The 17,739-nt window shown below is 47.6% G+C and carries 15 protein-coding genes; 10 read left to right on the top strand and 5 right to left on the bottom strand.

Annotated features, from left to right (window positions below):
- Positions 1-18: 18 nt before the first annotated feature.
- The 4 genes from F0U83_RS14385 to bktB form a co-directional block, all read right to left on the bottom strand.
- Complete coding sequence (locus F0U83_RS14385) at positions 19-867, bottom strand: universal stress protein (protein ID WP_138987928.1); 849 nt, start codon at positions 865-867, stop codon at positions 19-21.
- On the bottom strand, positions 857-3,235 hold the full coding sequence (locus F0U83_RS14390) for an efflux RND transporter permease subunit (RefSeq protein ID WP_138987929.1): 2,379 nt from the start codon (positions 3,233-3,235) through the stop codon (positions 857-859). The genes F0U83_RS14385 and F0U83_RS14390 overlap by 11 nt, the downstream gene beginning before the upstream one ends.
- Positions 3,232-4,332: a WD40/YVTN/BNR-like repeat-containing protein gene (locus tag F0U83_RS14395; protein WP_138987930.1), complete on the bottom strand. Its 1,101-nt coding sequence runs from the start codon at positions 4,330-4,332 to the stop codon at positions 3,232-3,234. Before F0U83_RS14395 ends, F0U83_RS14390 begins: the two co-directional genes overlap by 4 nt.
- A gap of 66 nt (positions 4,333-4,398) precedes the next feature.
- On the bottom strand, positions 4,399-5,583 hold the full coding sequence (gene bktB, locus F0U83_RS14400) for a beta-ketothiolase BktB (RefSeq protein ID WP_138987931.1): 1,185 nt from the start codon (positions 5,581-5,583) through the stop codon (positions 4,399-4,401).
- Between the two features lie 273 nt (positions 5,584-5,856).
- Between bktB and F0U83_RS14405 the strand changes: the two genes are divergently transcribed.
- From F0U83_RS14405 to F0U83_RS14440, 8 genes are all read left to right on the top strand, one after another.
- Positions 5,857-6,969: a branched-chain amino acid ABC transporter substrate-binding protein gene (locus F0U83_RS14405; RefSeq protein WP_138987932.1), complete on the top strand. Its 1,113-nt coding sequence runs from the start codon at positions 5,857-5,859 to the stop codon at positions 6,967-6,969.
- Positions 6,970-7,080: 111 nt separating this feature from the next.
- Positions 7,081-8,007, top strand: a complete 927-nt coding sequence (livH, locus tag F0U83_RS14410; RefSeq protein WP_138987933.1) for a high-affinity branched-chain amino acid ABC transporter permease LivH — start codon at positions 7,081-7,083, stop codon at positions 8,005-8,007.
- Positions 8,007-9,260, top strand: coding sequence for a high-affinity branched-chain amino acid ABC transporter permease LivM (locus F0U83_RS14415; RefSeq protein ID WP_138987934.1), 1,254 nt, complete (start codon positions 8,007-8,009; stop codon positions 9,258-9,260). The genes livH and F0U83_RS14415 overlap by 1 nt, the downstream gene beginning before the upstream one ends.
- Positions 9,257-10,024 (top strand): high-affinity branched-chain amino acid ABC transporter ATP-binding protein LivG, encoded by a 768-nt coding sequence (gene livG / locus F0U83_RS14420; RefSeq protein WP_138987935.1) that lies wholly within the window; start codon positions 9,257-9,259, stop codon positions 10,022-10,024. Before F0U83_RS14415 ends, livG begins: the two co-directional genes overlap by 4 nt.
- 1 nt (position 10,025) lies before the next feature.
- Positions 10,026-10,727 (top strand): ABC transporter ATP-binding protein, encoded by a 702-nt coding sequence (locus F0U83_RS14425; protein ID WP_138987936.1) that lies wholly within the window; start codon positions 10,026-10,028, stop codon positions 10,725-10,727.
- Positions 10,728-10,860: 133 nt separating this feature from the next.
- Positions 10,861-11,793 carry an exopolyphosphatase gene (locus F0U83_RS14430; RefSeq protein ID WP_138987937.1) on the top strand — a complete coding sequence of 311 codons (933 nt, stop codon included), beginning with the start codon at positions 10,861-10,863 and terminating at the stop codon, positions 11,791-11,793.
- Positions 11,794-11,806: 13 nt separating this feature from the next.
- On the top strand, positions 11,807-12,973 hold the full coding sequence (locus F0U83_RS14435) for a PilT/PilU family type 4a pilus ATPase (RefSeq protein ID WP_138987938.1): 1,167 nt from the start codon (positions 11,807-11,809) through the stop codon (positions 12,971-12,973).
- Positions 12,974-13,036: 63 nt separating this feature from the next.
- Positions 13,037-13,441 carry an SMI1/KNR4 family protein gene (locus tag F0U83_RS14440; protein ID WP_138987939.1) on the top strand — a complete coding sequence of 135 codons (405 nt, stop codon included), beginning with the start codon at positions 13,037-13,039 and terminating at the stop codon, positions 13,439-13,441.
- A 16-nt stretch (positions 13,442-13,457) separates the two neighbouring features.
- Here F0U83_RS14440 and F0U83_RS14445 read toward each other — a convergent pair whose 3' ends face one another.
- Positions 13,458-14,360, bottom strand: coding sequence for a hypothetical protein (locus F0U83_RS14445; protein ID WP_211343681.1), 903 nt, complete (start codon positions 14,358-14,360; stop codon positions 13,458-13,460).
- 137 nt (positions 14,361-14,497) lie between these two features.
- Between F0U83_RS14445 and F0U83_RS14450 the strand changes: the two genes are divergently transcribed.
- On the top strand, positions 14,498-15,928 hold the full coding sequence (locus tag F0U83_RS14450) for a sigma-54 interaction domain-containing protein (protein WP_138987940.1): 1,431 nt from the start codon (positions 14,498-14,500) through the stop codon (positions 15,926-15,928).
- Between the two features lie 117 nt (positions 15,929-16,045).
- A complete protein-coding gene (locus F0U83_RS14455) occupies positions 16,046-17,677 on the top strand; it encodes an acyl CoA:acetate/3-ketoacid CoA transferase (protein WP_138987941.1) in 1,632 nt (543 codons plus the stop codon).
- Positions 17,678-17,739: the final 62 nt, after the last annotated feature.

The following is a 17,739-nucleotide window of genomic DNA, read 5'->3' on the forward strand; positions in this document are numbered from 1 at the left end:
AGTACCGTTGATACGGCATTAGGCGTGACTGTTCAGCAGCTGCCGAAGATCCTCCGCTAACCCTTCTCTCAGTACTAATACATCACACGTTAGCCTATCCAATATTCGTTCTGCAGTATTACCCAGCAACATACCGGTTAAACCGTCTCTTGCCCGTGTTCCGATGACCACCAACGCAGCATCTTCAGCTTCGGCTACATGGGGGATCCAGTATTCTGGCGGACCTTCACCAATCAGGTAACGCTTACAGTCGAGCTTCATGTCAGACAATAAGTGCTCTGCGGCCTGTCGGGCACGCGCTTCCAATAATGAAACGGATTGATTTTCAGGTTCAGCAGCTAACATCGGCGGCGCATATGACACCACCACATTTAATTGAGCCTGAGCTTCTGTACTGATAAAACCCGCCATCATTAGCACAGCACGGCTTAAATTGAGGCGATTCTCTTTTTGACTTAAGGGATCAATAGCGGCCATGACTTTTCCGCCCTCCCATAAGCTGTCTCGCTTCACCAAGAGTACAGGGCATGGCGCTTGCCGTAATAACTGCCAATCCACAGGCGCAAGAAGCCCTTTATGATCATCCTCACAGCTTTTAATCAGCAGAGAGAAATGATCCTCTTGCCAGCGTTTTTGTACAACGTTGAGCAGCCTACCCGCCTCTGTATAGTGAGACTCGATCGCCATACCCGATACTTGCAATTCAGCAACCAAGCGCATTAGTGGATGATCGGGTAACGGATTAAACAACCACAACAAGTCGAGCTGGCATCCCATACGATCGGCAATCAACACACCACGTTTGAATGCTTTTTCTGCCGCTTCGCTGGCATCAAGCGCTACCAATACTTTTTTATTAAACAGCATCACTCTTCTCCCGAGCCTGAACCGTTTCTCTTTTGTGAAGCAGGCAAGCCAGTGCAGGTAGCAAAATTAAGGCGCCCAACATATTCCAAAGGAACATAAAGGTTAGCAATATCCCCATATCTGCCTGGAATTTAATAGGAGACATGACCCACAAAACCACACCAATCGCCAAGGTTAAACCTGTAAAAGCAACCGAAGAGCCTGTCGTTTTTAGGGTAGCTAAATAAGCATCAGGCAGGGATTTTCCTTGTACAAGATAGGTACTCAACCGCGAATAAATATAGATACCATAATCCACACCAATACCAACCCCCAATGCAATCACTGGCAATGTGGCGACTTTAACGCCAATGCCTAGATGAGCCATTAAAGCCTGACAAAGTACAGACGTTAACGCCAATGGTGCAATAATGCAGATAACCGTTTTGATAGAGCGGAACGTTAATAAGCAGAGAATACTCACCACGCCATATACCCACGCTAACATTTCATATTGGGCGGTAGCGATCACTTCATTGGTCGCGGCTTCAAAACCACTATTACCTGCGGCCATTTCGAAGGTCAGCGATTCACTGTTATGCTCACCCGCGAAGCGTGCAACTGCAGAGGATACACCTTGCAGCGTTTCAGCCTTATGATCATCCAAAAAGATAATCACCGGTAATAGAGAGCAACTTCCGTTCATAAAACCTGAAGGCACATAAGAGAGTGACGCATTGATCACAAACTGGTTACGACTGACACTGCGCCATTTCAGATTTCCTTCATTGAGACCAGAGGTCACTCGCTTAGATACATCAACAAGAGATACGCTATTTTGAACGCCGGGAACACTTGTTAAGTAGTGCTGAAAACGATCCACCATGGATAGGGTTTCGAAGCGTGTACACTGCTCCTCAGGAGTCGTTGCCATCACCACAAAAATATCGCTGGAGGTAGAGTAGTTAGCGGTTACAAACGCGTTATCCAAGTTATAACGGGAATCTGCTCTTAGTTCAGGAGCACCCTTATCTAGATCACCAATTTTCAGATTCTGGCTACCATAGAGACCGAGACCAAGGGCTACAAGCGCAAACACGACAGCAATAACCGCTCCTGAGGGACGGGCAAAAACGGTCAAAGGCATCCATAAAGAGGTAGGCTTGTCTTGGGACGCTCGCATTTTCACAATAGCTTTTTGCCCAACGCCTACGTATGACATCAGTAAGGGTAGTAACAATAAGTTCGTCAGAATAATCACCGCCACACCAATAGATGCCGCGACAGCCAGATCCTGAATCACTTGAATCTCAATCACCATTAGGGTGACAAAACCTAATCCATCTGAGAGCAGAGCGGTCAATCCAGGTATATAGATGGCACGGAAGGCTCTTCGGGCAGCCAGCCAACTATCCGCACCTTCTGCTTGCTCAAGACGAACGGTATTAACAACCTGAACACCGTGGCTGACACCAATGGCAAAGACTAAAAAGGGAACCAACATTGAGTAGGGATCCAGTCCATACCCTAGCGCTTTTAGAATCCCCATCTGCCATATCACGGCAACCAGTGAGCAGGTTAAGGGGATTAATGTCCCTGTAATGCTGCCAGAATAGAGGTAAAGCAGCACCAGTGTCACACCAATGGCGATCGCAAAAAAGAGCGCGACGGACTTAGCACCCTCGATTAGATCACCCACTATTTTGGCAAATCCGGTGATACGTATACCTATCTGATCCGACTCATATTTTTGCCTGATCAGTTTCTCCACCTTTTCAGAGAAAGCTTGATAGTTCAACTTCTCGCCGGTTTCAGGGTCTTTATCAAACAAAGGCATCTGGATAATGGCCGACTTAAAGTCGTTGGCTACCAGAATCCCTACCTGTCCTGAGCGCAGAATATTGGTACGTATCTGAGCCAGACTATCGGCGCTTCCATCATATTCAGGCGGGATAACCGGCCCACCCACAAAGCCCTCTTCGGTCACCTCGGTCCAGCGCACGTTCGGCGTCCAGATTGACTTTAATGCAGAGCGATCCACACCTGAGATAAAAAAGGCTTCATCCGTTACTTGTTTTAAGGTGTTCTGATATTCGGCCGAGAAGATATCACCTTGTTTAGCCTCCACCACCACGCGCAGACTATTACCTAAACCAGAAAGATCGTCGCGGTAGCGCAGATAGTTTTCGACATAAGGGTGTTGTGTCGGGATCATTTTAACGAAGCTGGCATCAGGGCGGATCTGTACAGCCTGAAATCCTAGCCATAGTGTCATTAAAACAAACAGTACCAGCACCGGTAAGCGCTTATGGAACAGCACCCGTTCGATCACTTGCTCTGATAGTTTGATGGGGCCTAGCAACTTGCTTGATACGGAAGAGCCGCTCATGGTTGTACCTCCCCTGTTGCTATCGATAACCGCTTAATTCCCTTTTCACCTACCAACACCCAACTATCAAGCGTTGCCGCAACGGCACTCCAGCCTCGACGATCGGCACTGCTTTTCACACTCAACGCTTGCAGCCCTTCTCCCGACAAGACCAAACCACCCAAACCGGCTAACATCAGTTTATTCTCAACGCTCGCTCCGGAGGTGAGGGATGCATCGGTCGCAAGGCTAATCTGATCCCAACTATCACCATTATCTGAACTAATGAATAGATGCCCTCTCAACCCAAGAGCTAGTAAATGATTCTGATATTCAGCCAGCGCAAAAAAAGACCCATCATAAGGCGAATCCAAAGCTTCCCATTGCTCGCCTTGATCGAGGGACCGGAATAACATGCCCGCTTCACCCGCGATGAATAACCCGTCACGAGTGGCTAAAATAGCATTCAGATGGAAACGATCTGGATTAGGCAGTCGGTGGGAGTAGATCGACCAATGTTCGCCGCCATCGGTTGTCTTCAACAATAAACCATAAGCACCCAAGACCCAGCCCTCTTGAGGCGTGCTAAACCAGACATCAAGAAACGGCTGTGTCGGCCCCTCCTCTTCAGCGATCAGCGCATCATCTAGATAAAGTTCCAGCTCATCTAAGGGAAGGTCTGGTACTGCACTATCTCCCCCTGCATCGACTAGCGTTTGAAACTGAGCAATACGCAAACTGTTAAGTTGCTTACCTTCGAGTTGCAGCGTCCAGTTTTCTCCGCCATCTAGGGTTTTTAGAATGACACCATCATGCCCTACAGCCCAGCCTATCTTGTCATCGATAAACCACAGCCCCGTCAACATGACGCTGACAGGAGAGTTGGCTTGCCGCCAGGTTTGACCTTGATCATCAGAGAGCAAAATAACGCCACGATCACCCACAACGACCAATCTAGAGCCGATATAGGTAACATCTAATAACAAACCATCTACCGCTTTGCCACTTTGTAAGGCAGGCACATGCAGCCTGTCAGCCGCCCCTACGTGCAAACTGATACCTATCGAGATAACAACAAGCCCACGCTTTATCGCACGGGACACCAAACATCTGAGCATTTATAGCCCCCACTTTTTATCATTATTTGGGGATCAACCGATCTAAGCCGTATTACCTACCCTGCTTTAGACCCGTTCAAACAGAGCAACAATTCCCTGCCCACCACCAATACACATCGAAACAACCGCAAAGCGCCCCCGTATGCGCTGCAATTCATATAGCGCCTTTACCGTAATGACAGCACCTGTAGCACCAATCGGGTGGCCTAGTGAAATACCACTGCCGTTAGGGTTAACCCGCTCCATGGGCAAGTTAAGGTCCTGCACTACAGCAATCGCTTGCGAGGCAAACGCTTCATTCACTTCCCATAGGTCGATATCATCAACCTTTAATGCATTTTTTTCGAGTAATGATTTAACAGCAGGTACCGGACCTATCCCCATATATTTCGGTTCAACCCCGGCAAAAGTGTAGTCGACTAATCGAGCCAGCGGAGCAATTCCTTGTTTTTCTGCCAACGCTTGATCCATCAGCACCAATGCTGCGGCCGCATCATTTAAACCAGATGCATTGCCTGCTGTCACTGTACCATCACGCTTAAACACTGGGCGAAGCGATGAAAAGTCCTCAGCGGTAGCACCCAACCTAACGTGCTCATCTTTATCAAAGGTTTGCGTTTTACCGCGAGAACTGACCTCTATGGGCAGGATCTGATCGGTAAAACGCCCGGACTCAATGGCAGCTTGCGCTCTTTGATGACTCAATAGTGCCAACTCGTCCTGTTGCTCACGAGTAATACCCCATGCTTGGGCGATGTTTTCAGCAGTTATCCCCATGTGAACATTTTCAAAAGGACATGTCAGCGCTCCAACCATCGAATCCAGTAAGGCCGCATCACCCATACGCTGCCCCCAACGGGCTGCTGGTGTCCAGTAGTTAGTCAAACTCATCGACTCTGCGCCACCCGCTACCGCTGATGAGCAGACGCCCAACTGTATCTGTTGGGCGGCAGAAACTAAGGCTTGCAAACCGCTCCCACAAAGGCGATTGACAGTCAGGGAGGGAGTTTCCTGCAACAAACCGCCTTTCAATGCCGCAACACGCCCCATGTAGAGATCTCGACGCTCAGTCGGTAGCACCTGACCAAATACACAGTGACCTATCTGTTCCGCCGGAATACCCGATCGAGCAACCGCTTCTTGAACGACTTTTCCTGCCATCTCGACTGGCGCTTCCGCTTTTAACGCCCCGCCAAACGTGCCAATAGCGGTTCTAACGGCACCGGTCACCACAATCTGCTTTGCCTGCATTTGTCCTTCCTATTTATTGAGTGCCCCAAACATGAAGATACAGAGGGCTGATGATTGCTCAACAGCATCGACTGTCTAGGGTTTTAGCTCAATAACAGAACATCTCAATATGAATGACATTATCGTTCATTGGTAAAATCTGGAAAATAGTTTCCTATAGTAAACATTGATTTTTTGCTGGCTTTATAGTTAATTCTACCTGTCAAACAAAATAACTATATTGTCCCAAATTCGATACAACGCAATTTAGAGGACGGAGAGGGTATATTTCCCATGAAAAAGTTTACTCGTACGCTGCTTTCAGTTGGTACAGCAATTTGCCTATATGGCGCTACAGCTCACGCTGACACAATCAAAATCGGCTTGGCAGGACCAGCAACCGGCCCTGTTGCGCAATATGGCGACATGCAAAAGGTCGGCGTTATGGCGGCTATTGAACAGATCAATAAAGCCGGCGGCGTTAACGGCATGAAACTCGAAGGTGTTATTTATGATGACGCTTGCGACCCTAAACAGGCCGTTGCTGTTGCTAACAAAATCGTTAACGATGGTGTTCAGCATGTCGTAGGCCATCTGTGTTCATCTTCAACTGAACCTGCTTCTGATATCTATGAAGAAGAAGGTGTTCTGATGATTACTGCAGCGTCTACCTCTCCGACCATTACGGAAAAAGGTCACCAAATGATCTTCCGTACCATTGGCCTAGACAGCCTGCAGGGACCTTTCGCAGCACAGTATGTTATCGATAAAGTGAAGCCTCAAAATATGGCTATCATCCACGATAAGCAGCAATACGGCGAAGGTCTGGCAACAGCGGTGAAGAACACAGTTGAGGCCGCTGGCATTAAACCCGTTATGTTCGAAGGTGTAACAGCAGGCGACAAAGACTTCTCTGCTCTTATCGCTAAACTGAAGAAAAACAACGTAGATTTCGTCTACTACGGTGGCTACCACCCAGAGCTGGGCCTAATTCTGCGTCAGTCCAAAGAGAAAGGCTTAGATGCTAAATTCATGGGTCCAGAAGGTGTGGGCAACCCGGATATCTCTAAAATTGCTGGCGAAGCATCTGAAGGTTTGCTGGTAACACTGCCACAGAGCTTTGATCAGGACCCAGCTAACCAAGCGCTGGTTCAAGCTATTAAAGACAAAGGTGAAGACCCTTCAGGCCCATTCGTTTTCCCAGCTTACTCTGCGGTTCAGGTTATGACGGCAGCGATGGCGGCAACAGGCTCAACGGATTCAGCAAAACTGGCTGACTACATCCGTAACAACACCTTTGATACAACAACAGGTAAGCTCGACTTTGACGAGAAAGGTGATCTGACTCAATTCTCGTTCGTAGTTTACGATTGGCACGCTGATGGCACTAAAACGCCAGCTAAGTAATTGATTATAAGAATAATAGAGTCAAAAACGGATTTTGCTCTGAATTGACTCAATTGAACACCCTTATCCCGTGATCCGGGGTCGGGGTGTTTCACTATATGGTTCCCGCATATGTCAGAATTTTTTTTATACCTGTTCCAACAGCTCATTAATGGGCTGACAATCGGGTCGACCTATGCCCTGATCGCTATCGGCTATACCATGGTCTACGGCATCATCGGCATGATTAATTTCGCTCATGGCGAAATCTATATGATCGGCTCTTACATTACGTTTATCGTTATTGCTGGCTTACTAGGCATGGGACTGGTCAGCCTCCCAATCATTCTTATTGTAGCGCTGATTGTTGCTGTCGTAATGGCCAGTACATACGGCTGGACAGTAGAGCGTGTCGCATACCGCCCGCTTCGTGGATCAAACCGATTGATTCCACTAATCTCTGCTATCGGTATGTCAATATTTCTACAGAATTATGTTGTTCTGTCCCAAGGTTCTCGTGATATCGCTCTACCTCCACAAATATCTGGAGGCTGGACATTCGGTGATCCTTCTATCTTTGAAGTCTCCTTCTCATACATGCAGTTGATGATATGGGTAGTGACCTTTGTCACCATGGTTGGCCTTACTCTGTTTATATCACGCTCCCGTATGGGACGAGCTTGCCGTGCCTGTTCAGAAGACTTAGGCATGACAAACCTGCTAGGCATCGATACCAACCGTATTATCGCATTAACCTTCATTATAGGTGCCGCACTCGCTGCTATCGCGGGATTACTGTTAGGACTTTACTACGGCGTGGTCAACCCCTTTGTTGGTTTCATCGCAGGTCTTAAAGCGTTTACAGCTGCAGTTTTAGGCGGAATCGGCTCCATACCGGGCGCAGTATTAGGCGGTCTCATCTTAGGTGTAACCGAAGCGATGACCTCTGCATTCTTCCCATCAGAATACAAAGATGTTGTATCGTTCAGCCTCTTAGTACTGATTCTTCTATTCCGTCCTAGTGGTTTGCTAGGTAAGCCGGAGGTGGAGAAAGTCTAATGAGTAAGTTATCTAATGCAATTTTTGCAGCGGGTATCGCTTTTGTGCTCGCTTGCCTGATGATCGGCGTCAAACTCAATACCGAAGGCACCACACTCACTGTCTCAGGTGCATCTACCGAGCAGTGGATATGGATTTTTAGCGGTATTGCCTTAGTATTTTTCTCTCAACTTTTCTCAGGGCAAATTGATGCGCTGTTTGGCAAAATGCCTCTGCCTAAGTTAAGCAGCCTTTTGCCAGAAGAAAAGAAGATGGCCACCCTCAAACCTTGGTTGCTAGCAGCACTGTTCGTTGGGATGATCATTTGGCCATTTATGGTTTCACGTGGCTCCGTTGATTTAGCGACCTTAGCTCTGATCTATATCATGCTTGGCTTAGGCCTGAACATTGTGGTCGGCTTGGCAGGCTTATTGGATCTTGGCTATGTAGCATTCTATGCCGTAGGCGCTTACACCTATGCCCTGCTGTCACAGTATTTCGGACTTTCTTTTTGGGCTTGTTTACCCATAGCAGCAGGGCTTGCGGCACTGTTCGGCTTTCTATTGGGTTTCCCTGTACTGAGACTAAGAGGCGACTATCTCGCTATCGTAACCTTAGGCTTTGGTGAGATTATCCGTATCCTGCTAAACAACTGGACAGCCGTTACAGGCGGGCCTAATGGTATCTCGGGTATCGATAAGCCTACACTTTTCGGCTTAGAGTTCTCCCGTAGAGCTAAAGAGGAAGGCGCGACAACCTTCCATGAGTTTTTCGGTATCGATTACTCAAGCTCATACAAAGTAATCTTCCTTTATCTGATTGCGGTTGTATTAGTGGCTTTTGTTATCTACGTGATTAATCGACTCATGCGCATGCCAATTGGACGCGCCTGGGAAGCACTGCGCGAAGATGAAATCGCTTGCCGTTCGCTAGGATTAAACCGCACAGCAATTAAGCTGTCCGCGTTTACCATCGGGGCTTCAACAGCGGGCTTTGCAGGTTCTTTCTTCGCGGCTCGTCAGGGATTTATCAGCCCCGAGTCCTTTATATTTATCGAGTCTGCCATCATTCTGGCGATTGTGGTTCTAGGCGGAATGGGTTCTCAGATAGGTGTTATTCTGGCAGCGGTTGTCATGACCATTTTGCCAGAGCTGGCACGAGAATTTTCTGAGTATCGTATGCTGTTGTTCGGATTATTGATGGTTCTGATGATGCGCTGGCGTCCACAGGGTCTGGTTCCGATGAAACGTCCTCACCTGGAGCTTAAACAATGAGTCAGTTATTACTAGATGTTAATGGGCTGACCATGCAGTTTGGCGGCCTAGTTGCCGTAAATAAGGTCAACCTAAAAGTTAAGGATCGCCAGATCGTTTCTGTTATCGGCCCCAATGGCGCGGGTAAAACAACCGTGTTTAACTGCCTGTCAGGTTTTTACATTCCTACGGCTGGCAGTGTCATGTTCAAAGGCCAGGAGATCGCAGGGCTTAAAGACTTCCAGATATCCCGTAAAGGTCTGGTAAGAACCTTTCAGCATGTTCGGCTTTTCTCATCCATGACCGTGATAGAGAACATGTTGGTTGCCCAACATCGCCACTTAAATACCAGCTTAATGGCCGGTTTATTTAAAACGCCCTCCTATCGTCGATTGGAACAGGAAGCGATGGATCGTGCTGTTCATTGGCTTAAAGAGGTAGATCTGCTGCAATTCGCTAACCGTGAATCGGGCAATCTATCCTACGGACAGCAGCGCCGCCTTGAAATTGCACGCTGCATGGTGACTCAGCCTGAGTTACTTATGCTGGATGAGCCGGCAGCAGGCCTTAACCCAAATGAGACCAAGGAGCTTGATGAGCTGATTATCAAGCTAAGGGATGAACATGAAATCTCTATTCTGCTTATCGAGCATGATATGGGGCTAGTAATGGGCATCTCTGATCATATCTATGTGATTGCACAGGGTACACCGTTGGCTGATGGCGATGCTGATCAGATCAAAAACAACCCTGATGTTATCAAAGCATATCTTGGGGAGGCGTAAGATGCTGAAGCTGGAAAATGTAAACACCCATTACGGCCAGATTCAGGCGTTGCACGATATCTCTCTAGAAGTAAAGCAAGGTGAGATTGTTACCCTGATTGGCGCTAACGGTGCGGGCAAAACCACATTGATGATGACCATCTGTGGCGACCCTCGCGCATCATCAGGAAAAATCTTCTTTGATAACGAAGAGATATCCTCAGTCAACACCCCTGAAATCATGCGCAAAGGTCTGGCTGTGGTGCCAGAAGGTCGCCGTGTATTTTCACGACTGACTGTGCAAGAAAACCTACACATGGGAGCTTATTTTCGCTCCAAAGCGGAATATGAAGAAACTCTTGAGCAGGTACTGGCTCTTTTCCCACGTTTGCAGGAGCGTATTGATCAACGCGCAGGCACCATGTCAGGCGGTGAACAACAGATGCTAGCTATCGGTCGCGCTATGATGAGCCGCCCTCGCATGATCTTGCTAGACGAGCCCTCACTAGGTCTTGCTCCCATTATCATTCAACAAATTTTCGATATTATCGAAAAGCTTCGTGATGACGGCGTGACGATCTTCCTTGTCGAGCAGAATGCGAACCAGGCTCTACGTATTGCAGACCGAGGTTATGTCATGGAAAACGGCCGTGTCACCCTCAGCGATACAGGCGCTGCTCTGCTTGTGAATGAGGATGTGCGTAAAGCCTACCTCGGCGGCTAAGCAAAGATTTGCCTTTTTCTAAAACCACCCGAGGGTGGTTTTTTTGTTTAAGGAAGAATCTCCTGCAGATAAAAAATCTTTGTCTATACTGATCTTTACTAAGATCTGGAAAGATGAATCAGGAAATTTCGAAATGTCTCAACAACAATTCCGCCTTGTCACCCGTAGCGACTTTGATGGCCTAGTCTGCGCCGTTCTACTCAAACACCTGAATCTGATCAACGATATCAAGTTTGTACATCCCAAAGATATGCAGGATGGAAGCATCGAGATAACACCGCAAGATATCACCACCAACCTGCCTTACGTAGCTACCGCCAATTTGGTATTTGATCATCATTTATCTGAAACACTACGTAACACGGGTACCCGTAACAATCACATTATTGACCCAGAAGCCCCGTCTGCCGCACGTGTTGTCTGGAAGCACTATGGCGGCCATAGCGTTTTCCCCGCCAGTTGGGATGAGATGATGGAAGCCGTCGACAAAGGCGACTCCGCACAATACAACCAAGAAGAGGTTCTAAATCCTAAAAAGTGGGAACTATTAAACTTCTTGATGGATGCTCGCACAGGCTTAGGCCGATTCAGGGAGTTCCGTATCTCCAACTACAACCTGATGATGGATCTGATCGACTATTGTAAAAACCACAGTATTGAGCAAATCTTTGAGCTGCCCGATGTAAAAGAACGTGTTGAGCTGTATTTCGAACATGAAGCCAAATTTAAAGATCAAATACAGCGTTGTGCCACCGTTCATGAAAATCTGGTGGTTTTGGATCTGCGCAACGAAGAAACTATCTATGCTGGTAACCGCTTTGTTATTTACGCGCTCTTTCCTCAATGTAATATCTCTATCCATGTCCTCTGGGGTTTAAAGCAACAGAACACGGTGTTTGCTACCGGTAAATCCATCTTCGACCGGAGCGCCCAAACCAATGTCGGCGAATTGATGCTGGCCTATGGCGGCGGCGGTCACCAAGCGGCAGGCACCTGCCAGGTGGATAACGATAAAGCAGAAGAAACCCTTCAAGCGCTGATCACACAAATCAATAAAGACGGCTAAGAGAGCACCCAACATGGACTTTTACGATTGCCTGCGCCTGTTGGCTGCCAAGGACGGATCTGACCTTTATCTTTCAACAGGCGCACCGCCGTGCGCCAAATTTCAGGGGGTATTAAAACCTCTCAGCAAAGTACCCTATCAGGCAGGTGATATAGAAAAGATCGCTATGTCGGTAATGGATGAGGAACAACGCAATACGTTCCAGCATGAGTTGGAGATGAACCTTGCAATCTCTATTGATAAGGTTGGCCGCTTCCGGCTTAATATTTTCAAACAGCGCAATGATGTGTCGATGGTAGCGCGTAATATCAAAACAGATATTCCGCGGATGGCGGACTTGGGGCTTCCGGATGTACTGAAAGAAGTGATCATGGCAAAACGAGGACTGGTGCTATTCGTTGGTGGCACAGGCTCAGGTAAATCTACGTCACTGGCTGCGCTCATTGATCATCGCAATAGTAACAGCGGTGGTCACATCATCACGATCGAAGACCCTATTGAGTTCGTCCACCACCACAAGAAATCGATTGTAAACCAGCGAGAGGTGGGGGTAGACACCCGCAGTTTTCACAACGCCTTGGTTAATACATTGCGACAAGCCCCTGATGTTATTCTGATTGGAGAGGTCCGTGATAAAGAAACCATGGAACACTGCCTCTCCTTTGCTGAAACCGGCCACTTAGCTATTTCAACGCTTCATGCGAACAACGCAAATCAAGCCTTTGACCGCATTATCAACTTTTTCCCTGACGAGAAGCGCAATCAGCTACTCACCGACCTTTCTCTCAATGTTCAGGCGATTATTTCACAGCGATTAGTCAGAACCGTGGATGGTAAACGTGCAGCCGCTATCGAGATTTTACTTGGCACCTCTACCATCAAAGAACTAATCCTTAAAGGCGATATTGATGGTATCAAAGAGATAATGGAAAAATCCGAGGCGCTAGGTATGCAAACCTTCGATTCAGCGCTTTTCAAACTAGCCATTGCCGGTACCATCAGCGAAGAGGAAGCGATCAAAAACGCAGACTCCCCTAATAATGTTCGCTTAAAACTAAAACTACGCGCCGATGGTAATGCAAGCAGCGGGGGGATGAGTTTCAGCCTAGAAGAAGATAAGAAAGAAGCAAAGAAAAAAGATGAGGAGGAAGATGAACACAAAGGACAAACGGTCTTCTAAACTATGCAGCCCTTCACGCTTAAGGTACATTCACGCCAAAGCCATCCACATCGGACTTAATAGATGAATGATATTATTGCAGAGCTTAGAGAAAAAAATCAGGATCGTTTTGGCTCCATGGAACTGCCCGACGACGACTTGCTCGTTGAGCTCGAGGAGGAGATCCTTATCTCCATACCGGCAGACCTGAAGGAGTACCTGCTATACGGTAGTGATGTCGTTGTTGGCTCGCTCTCTCCGGTAACAGCGTCCGACCCCCATGCCCACACCCACCTTCCCGAAGTAACGGCAACAGCGTGGTCGTTGGGGCTTCCCAGAGAACTGATACCCATCTGTGAAGCCAACGAGGGCTACTATTTCATTTCCCAGGAGGGTAGTGTTGGCTTTTGGTCAGCCGAAGACGATATCACAGAAGATCAGTGGGAAACCCTTTGGGAGTGGATCACCGATGTATGGATGGAGAGCTAACGCTCTCCTTCACTTGCTAATAGGTCTCAACCCCAAACTTTAATAACATTCGTGGCAAAATGTCATCAAGGTTTTGCACGTCAGACTCTTTCAGCTCAATAAGGTTTAATCCGTATTTGGCATATATCTGTAACTTCTCATGCTTACGTTTGAGGTATTTCGGATCATTTTCATACCCCCAATACTCAAGGTACACCTTTCCACCCGGGATATAAAAATCACAGTAGACATCCTCTTCGACCGGCAACTTTCGCTCGTAAGCATGAACGATTTCCGCCATGTAGAGCCAGTTATCGATTAACATTTCAGCTTTAGAGCGAACCTGATGACCATCAGCGGTCCGAAAGTTCGCAGGAAACTTTTGCCGAAAAGACAACGTTTCATTATCTGTGGCCTCATTTAGACCCAAGGCTTGCCCTAGGTCTCCCTTTAGTGCTTTTAATGAGAGTTCAAATGCACGGTTACTTAACAGCGTTTGTGGCCATAAAGCATAGGGAATACCGGTGCGATGACTCTCTTTCTGCACACCTCCTAGTGCTTGCCCCTGAGGGGTTACTTGCCACCCTTTAAGGTGTCGATTAATCCACCCAAGCTCAGACAAAAGAGCATTAATCTGACGCGCAGAAAGTTCAACTTCTTTACCAATTTGGCTGGCTGTCACCCTCGTTTGATCACTACTGACCACAACAGCGGGCATATCATCAGGCATACGTAACGTTTTAGGCCAGACAATATACAGGCCAAACTTATCACTTTTTTTCGCCTCTCCTCCTTGCTTTCGACCAGCGTCTGTAAGCTCCCAAGCATCCTGATGCCTGATAATCCAACCTGCTTGTTCAAACCGACTAAACAGTTCTTTACCCGTCACCCCCATGATTTTTGAAAGTGCGGTGGTTGAAACTTTATCGCTATCACTCATAAAATCCATTTCCTGAATTTTCGTCACAAAGAAAGCAGACAAACAAGGTAGCCCCTTGCGTTCTGCATCATATCTGAGTACAAAACTATAGAGTACTGATCCAAAAAATAAATACAAAAAGCAAAGGATGCCGAAAAATGAATGCGTTTGGACAATCCGTCAGTTTAGAAGACCTTCTAAGCGGACAACCGATTGATCAACATCCGTTTGAGCTACTCTCAGGATTGTGTGAAGGTGCAATCGCTGTAGATGCCAACTGTCGTATCATCTGGATCAGCCCACAATACCGAGAACTGATCAATATTCCCAAAGACCAAGATCTTATTGGTACCCCTATCGACAAAGTACTACCGACCACCCAAATTCCCCGTGTTGTCAAAAGCGGCAAACCCACATTTGTCGATTTAATGCAGATCCATGGGCGCTGGTGCGTGGTAACCCGCATGCCATTAAAAGACCCTAACGGCAAAGTGATCGGTGCTATCGGTTTCATTTTTTATACCGACTTAGAGAGTCTAGGCCCGCTGTTTGATAAATTCGCACGTTTAAAACGCCAACTGGAGCAACAAAAACTGATTCGCCCCTCCCGCTATGGTTTAGATGATATTGTTGGGCAATCAGACATTATTCAACAGCTCAAGAGACAAGCACGGCGCGCGGCACAACTGGACACTACGGTTCTTCTACTAGGCGAAACCGGAACTGGAAAGGAGTTGTTAGCCCAAGGGATTCATCAAGCATCACCTCGCAGTGGCGGGCCTTTTGTTGGCATCAACATGGCAGCACTACCGGAATCGTTAGTAGAGGCTGAACTCTTCGGCGCCGCACCCGGCGCTTATACAGGCCTCGACAAATGTGGCCGAAAAGGCAAAGTGCAGCTGGCCAGTGGCGGTACCCTCTTTCTTGATGAAATCGCAGAGATGCCCCTCTCTATGCAAGCTAAGCTATTACGGGTGCTGCAAGAGCGAGAAGTCGAGGCATTAGGCTCCAATCGCCTTGAGCAAGTCGATGTCCGAGTGATTGCAGCCACCTCTCAAGACTTAAAAACGCTGGTGGATGATGGCAAGTTCAGGGCAGATCTCTACTATCGACTCAATGTCCTACCTATCAAACTTGCGCCACTACGAGAGCGCAACGAAGACATCCCTCTATTATGCTCCCATATTCTCAATATTATTCAGCAACAGGCTCAAATTCCGGCACCAGAGCTTTCAGAAACAGCTTCCAACTGGCTGATAAACTACCCATGGCCAGGTAATGTCAGAGAGCTGCACAACCGCCTGGAAAGAGCTTGTGTTATGGCCGAAGGCAGCGCCATTGAGCCGGGAGATTTAGGCGCCTATGACGATCTGCCCTCAATTATCCCCCTTCCAAACGCCCCAACCGAACTCATCAACGCCCGCCGGGATGCGGACCGGCATAGCATCGCAATGGCACTTGAGAAGACAGGCGGTAATAAAAGCAAAGCAGCCAAATTATTAGGCATATCTCGAGCGACCTTATATGAGCGCTTGAAAAAGTGTCAGGAGATCATCTCAGCAGACAATAACCATACAAAGATGTATTGAAAACCATACACTTAAATAATCAAAAAATAATTAACCCTTTGTTTTATATTAAAAAAACAATATGGCCTAGCTTTTGCTCAACAATGAATACTATAAAAATTAATGTAGGTGATATTCATGTCAGAGCGCATTCTTTCAGCAGAGCACGCCGCAGCGCTGATACCTAATAACGCAACCCTAGCGACAGCTGGCTTTATTGGGATTGGGTTTGCAGAAACGTTAGCCAAAGCTATCGAGCAGCGCTTTCTGACCTCAGGCCACCCAGCCCAACTCAAGCTGGTATATGCAGCAGGACAGGGGGATGGCAAAACACGTGGCCTAAACCACTTTGGACATGAAGGTATGGTTAAACGTGTTATCGGCGGACATTGGGGGCTCGCCCCAACGTTGGGCAAACTGGCACTGGATAACAAAATCGAAGCCTATAATCTTCCTCAAGGGGTTATCTGCCACCTATTTCGTGATATTGCCGCAGGTAAGCCGGGCACACTCACCCATGTGGGACTGAACACCTTTGTTGACCCTCTTCAATCCGGGGGCAAGGTAAATACGATAACCCAGGAAGAGATTGTTGAACGACTGGAGTTAGCCGGAAAGCCTTATCTGTTTTACAAAGCCTTCCCCATTGATGTTGCCTTACTACGAGGAACAACCGCCGACCAACATGGCAATATCACGATGGAGAAAGAAGCTCTGCCACTAGAGGCTCTCGCCATTGCGCAAGCGGTTAAGAATTCGGGAGGAAAAGTTTTTGTACAAGTAGAGCGCATTACTGATCGTCACCAACTCTCCCCTGATCGTGTAAAAATCCCAGGCATTTTAGTGGATCATATCGTGCTTTCAGAAGCCGAAGATCATCCACAGACCTTCTCTGAGCAGTACAACCCTGCCTATTGCGGTGAAATTCGCACCGGTAGAAGTCTCACTCAAACACCGTTGTGCGCCCGTAAGATTATCGGACGCCGTGCCCTAATGGAGCTACGTAAAGGCTCCGTTGTAAATTTGGGTATTGGCATGCCCGAGATGATTGCGCAAGTCGCAGCCGAAGAAGGACGACTGGACGAGTTTACACTGACAGTGGAACCCGGCGGTATTGGAGGTGAGCCTGCCAGCGGGCTGAGTTTTGGCGCAGTTGCAAATGCCGACGCTATTATCGACCAACCTGCTCAATTTGATTTTTACGATGGAGGCGGCCTAGATCAAGCCTTTTTAGGCTTAGCTGAAACCTGCCCTAACGGCCATATTAACGTCAGTCGTTTTGGCCCAAGGCTCGCAGGGTGCGGAGGGTTTATCAACATTACACAAAACACAAAAGACCTCTATTTTTTAGGTACCTTCACCTCTGGAGAACAAGCGCTAGAGGTTAAAGACCACCAGCTGCACATCAAGCAAAACGGGCCGATTCGTAAGTTTTTAAAAGCAGTTGAGCAGATTACATTTAACGGCCAATACGCTTTAGAAAAGCAGCAGAATGTGATGTTTATAACAGAACGAGCGATATTCCGATTAACACCCGCAGGTCTCAAGTTGGTTGAGATTGCCCCAGGCATAGATCTGCAAAGGGATATCCTTAACCTGATGGATTTTACCCCTATCGTTGAGGATGACTATCTGGTGATGGATCCTCGACTATTCAATGAAGGCCCCATGAATCTTCAACATGTTGGCAGTATGCCCATGCGCCATATGCGACAAATTTGGAAACGCATGCTGGATCACCCATCCCCTCAAGATGAGTTCGCAGCCTAAGGATTAGCTAACAAGCAGGTAGGGATGGCGCCATAATCGTGCTATCGTGCAATCCTATTCCA

The sequence above is a fragment of the Neptunomonas concharum genome (genome assembly GCF_008630635.1).
Taxonomy (GTDB): Bacteria; Pseudomonadota; Gammaproteobacteria; order Pseudomonadales; family Balneatricaceae; genus Neptunomonas; species Neptunomonas concharum.

Bases quoted from the DNA above. Each gene is read 5' to 3' on its own strand.
- F0U83_RS14425 (WP_138987936.1), top strand. From the start codon at position 10,026: ATGCTGAAGCTGGAAAATGTAAACACCCATTACGGCCAGATTCAGGCG.
- F0U83_RS14390 (WP_138987929.1), bottom strand. From the start codon at position 3,235: ATGAGCGGCTCTTCCGTATCAAGCAAGTTGCTAGGCCCCATCAAACTA.
- F0U83_RS14435 (WP_138987938.1), top strand. From the start codon at position 11,807: ATGGACTTTTACGATTGCCTGCGCCTGTTGGCTGCCAAGGACGGATCT.
- livG (WP_138987935.1), top strand. From the start codon at position 9,257: ATGAGTCAGTTATTACTAGATGTTAATGGGCTGACCATGCAGTTTGGC.
- F0U83_RS14415 (WP_138987934.1), top strand. From the start codon at position 8,007: ATGAGTAAGTTATCTAATGCAATTTTTGCAGCGGGTATCGCTTTTGTG.
- livH (WP_138987933.1), top strand. From the start codon at position 7,081: ATGTCAGAATTTTTTTTATACCTGTTCCAACAGCTCATTAATGGGCTG.
- F0U83_RS14440 (WP_138987939.1), top strand. From the start codon at position 13,037: ATGAATGATATTATTGCAGAGCTTAGAGAAAAAAATCAGGATCGTTTT.
- F0U83_RS14445 (WP_211343681.1), bottom strand. From the start codon at position 14,360: ATGAGTGATAGCGATAAAGTTTCAACCACCGCACTTTCAAAAATCATG.
- F0U83_RS14395 (WP_138987930.1), bottom strand. From the start codon at position 4,332: ATGCTCAGATGTTTGGTGTCCCGTGCGATAAAGCGTGGGCTTGTTGTT.
- F0U83_RS14455 (WP_138987941.1), top strand. From the start codon at position 16,046: ATGTCAGAGCGCATTCTTTCAGCAGAGCACGCCGCAGCGCTGATACCT.
- bktB (WP_138987931.1), bottom strand. From the start codon at position 5,583: ATGCAGGCAAAGCAGATTGTGGTGACCGGTGCCGTTAGAACCGCTATT.
- F0U83_RS14385 (WP_138987928.1), bottom strand. From the start codon at position 867: ATGCTGTTTAATAAAAAAGTATTGGTAGCGCTTGATGCCAGCGAAGCG.
- F0U83_RS14405 (WP_138987932.1), top strand. From the start codon at position 5,857: ATGAAAAAGTTTACTCGTACGCTGCTTTCAGTTGGTACAGCAATTTGC.
- F0U83_RS14450 (WP_138987940.1), top strand. From the start codon at position 14,498: ATGAATGCGTTTGGACAATCCGTCAGTTTAGAAGACCTTCTAAGCGGA.
- F0U83_RS14430 (WP_138987937.1), top strand. From the start codon at position 10,861: ATGTCTCAACAACAATTCCGCCTTGTCACCCGTAGCGACTTTGATGGC.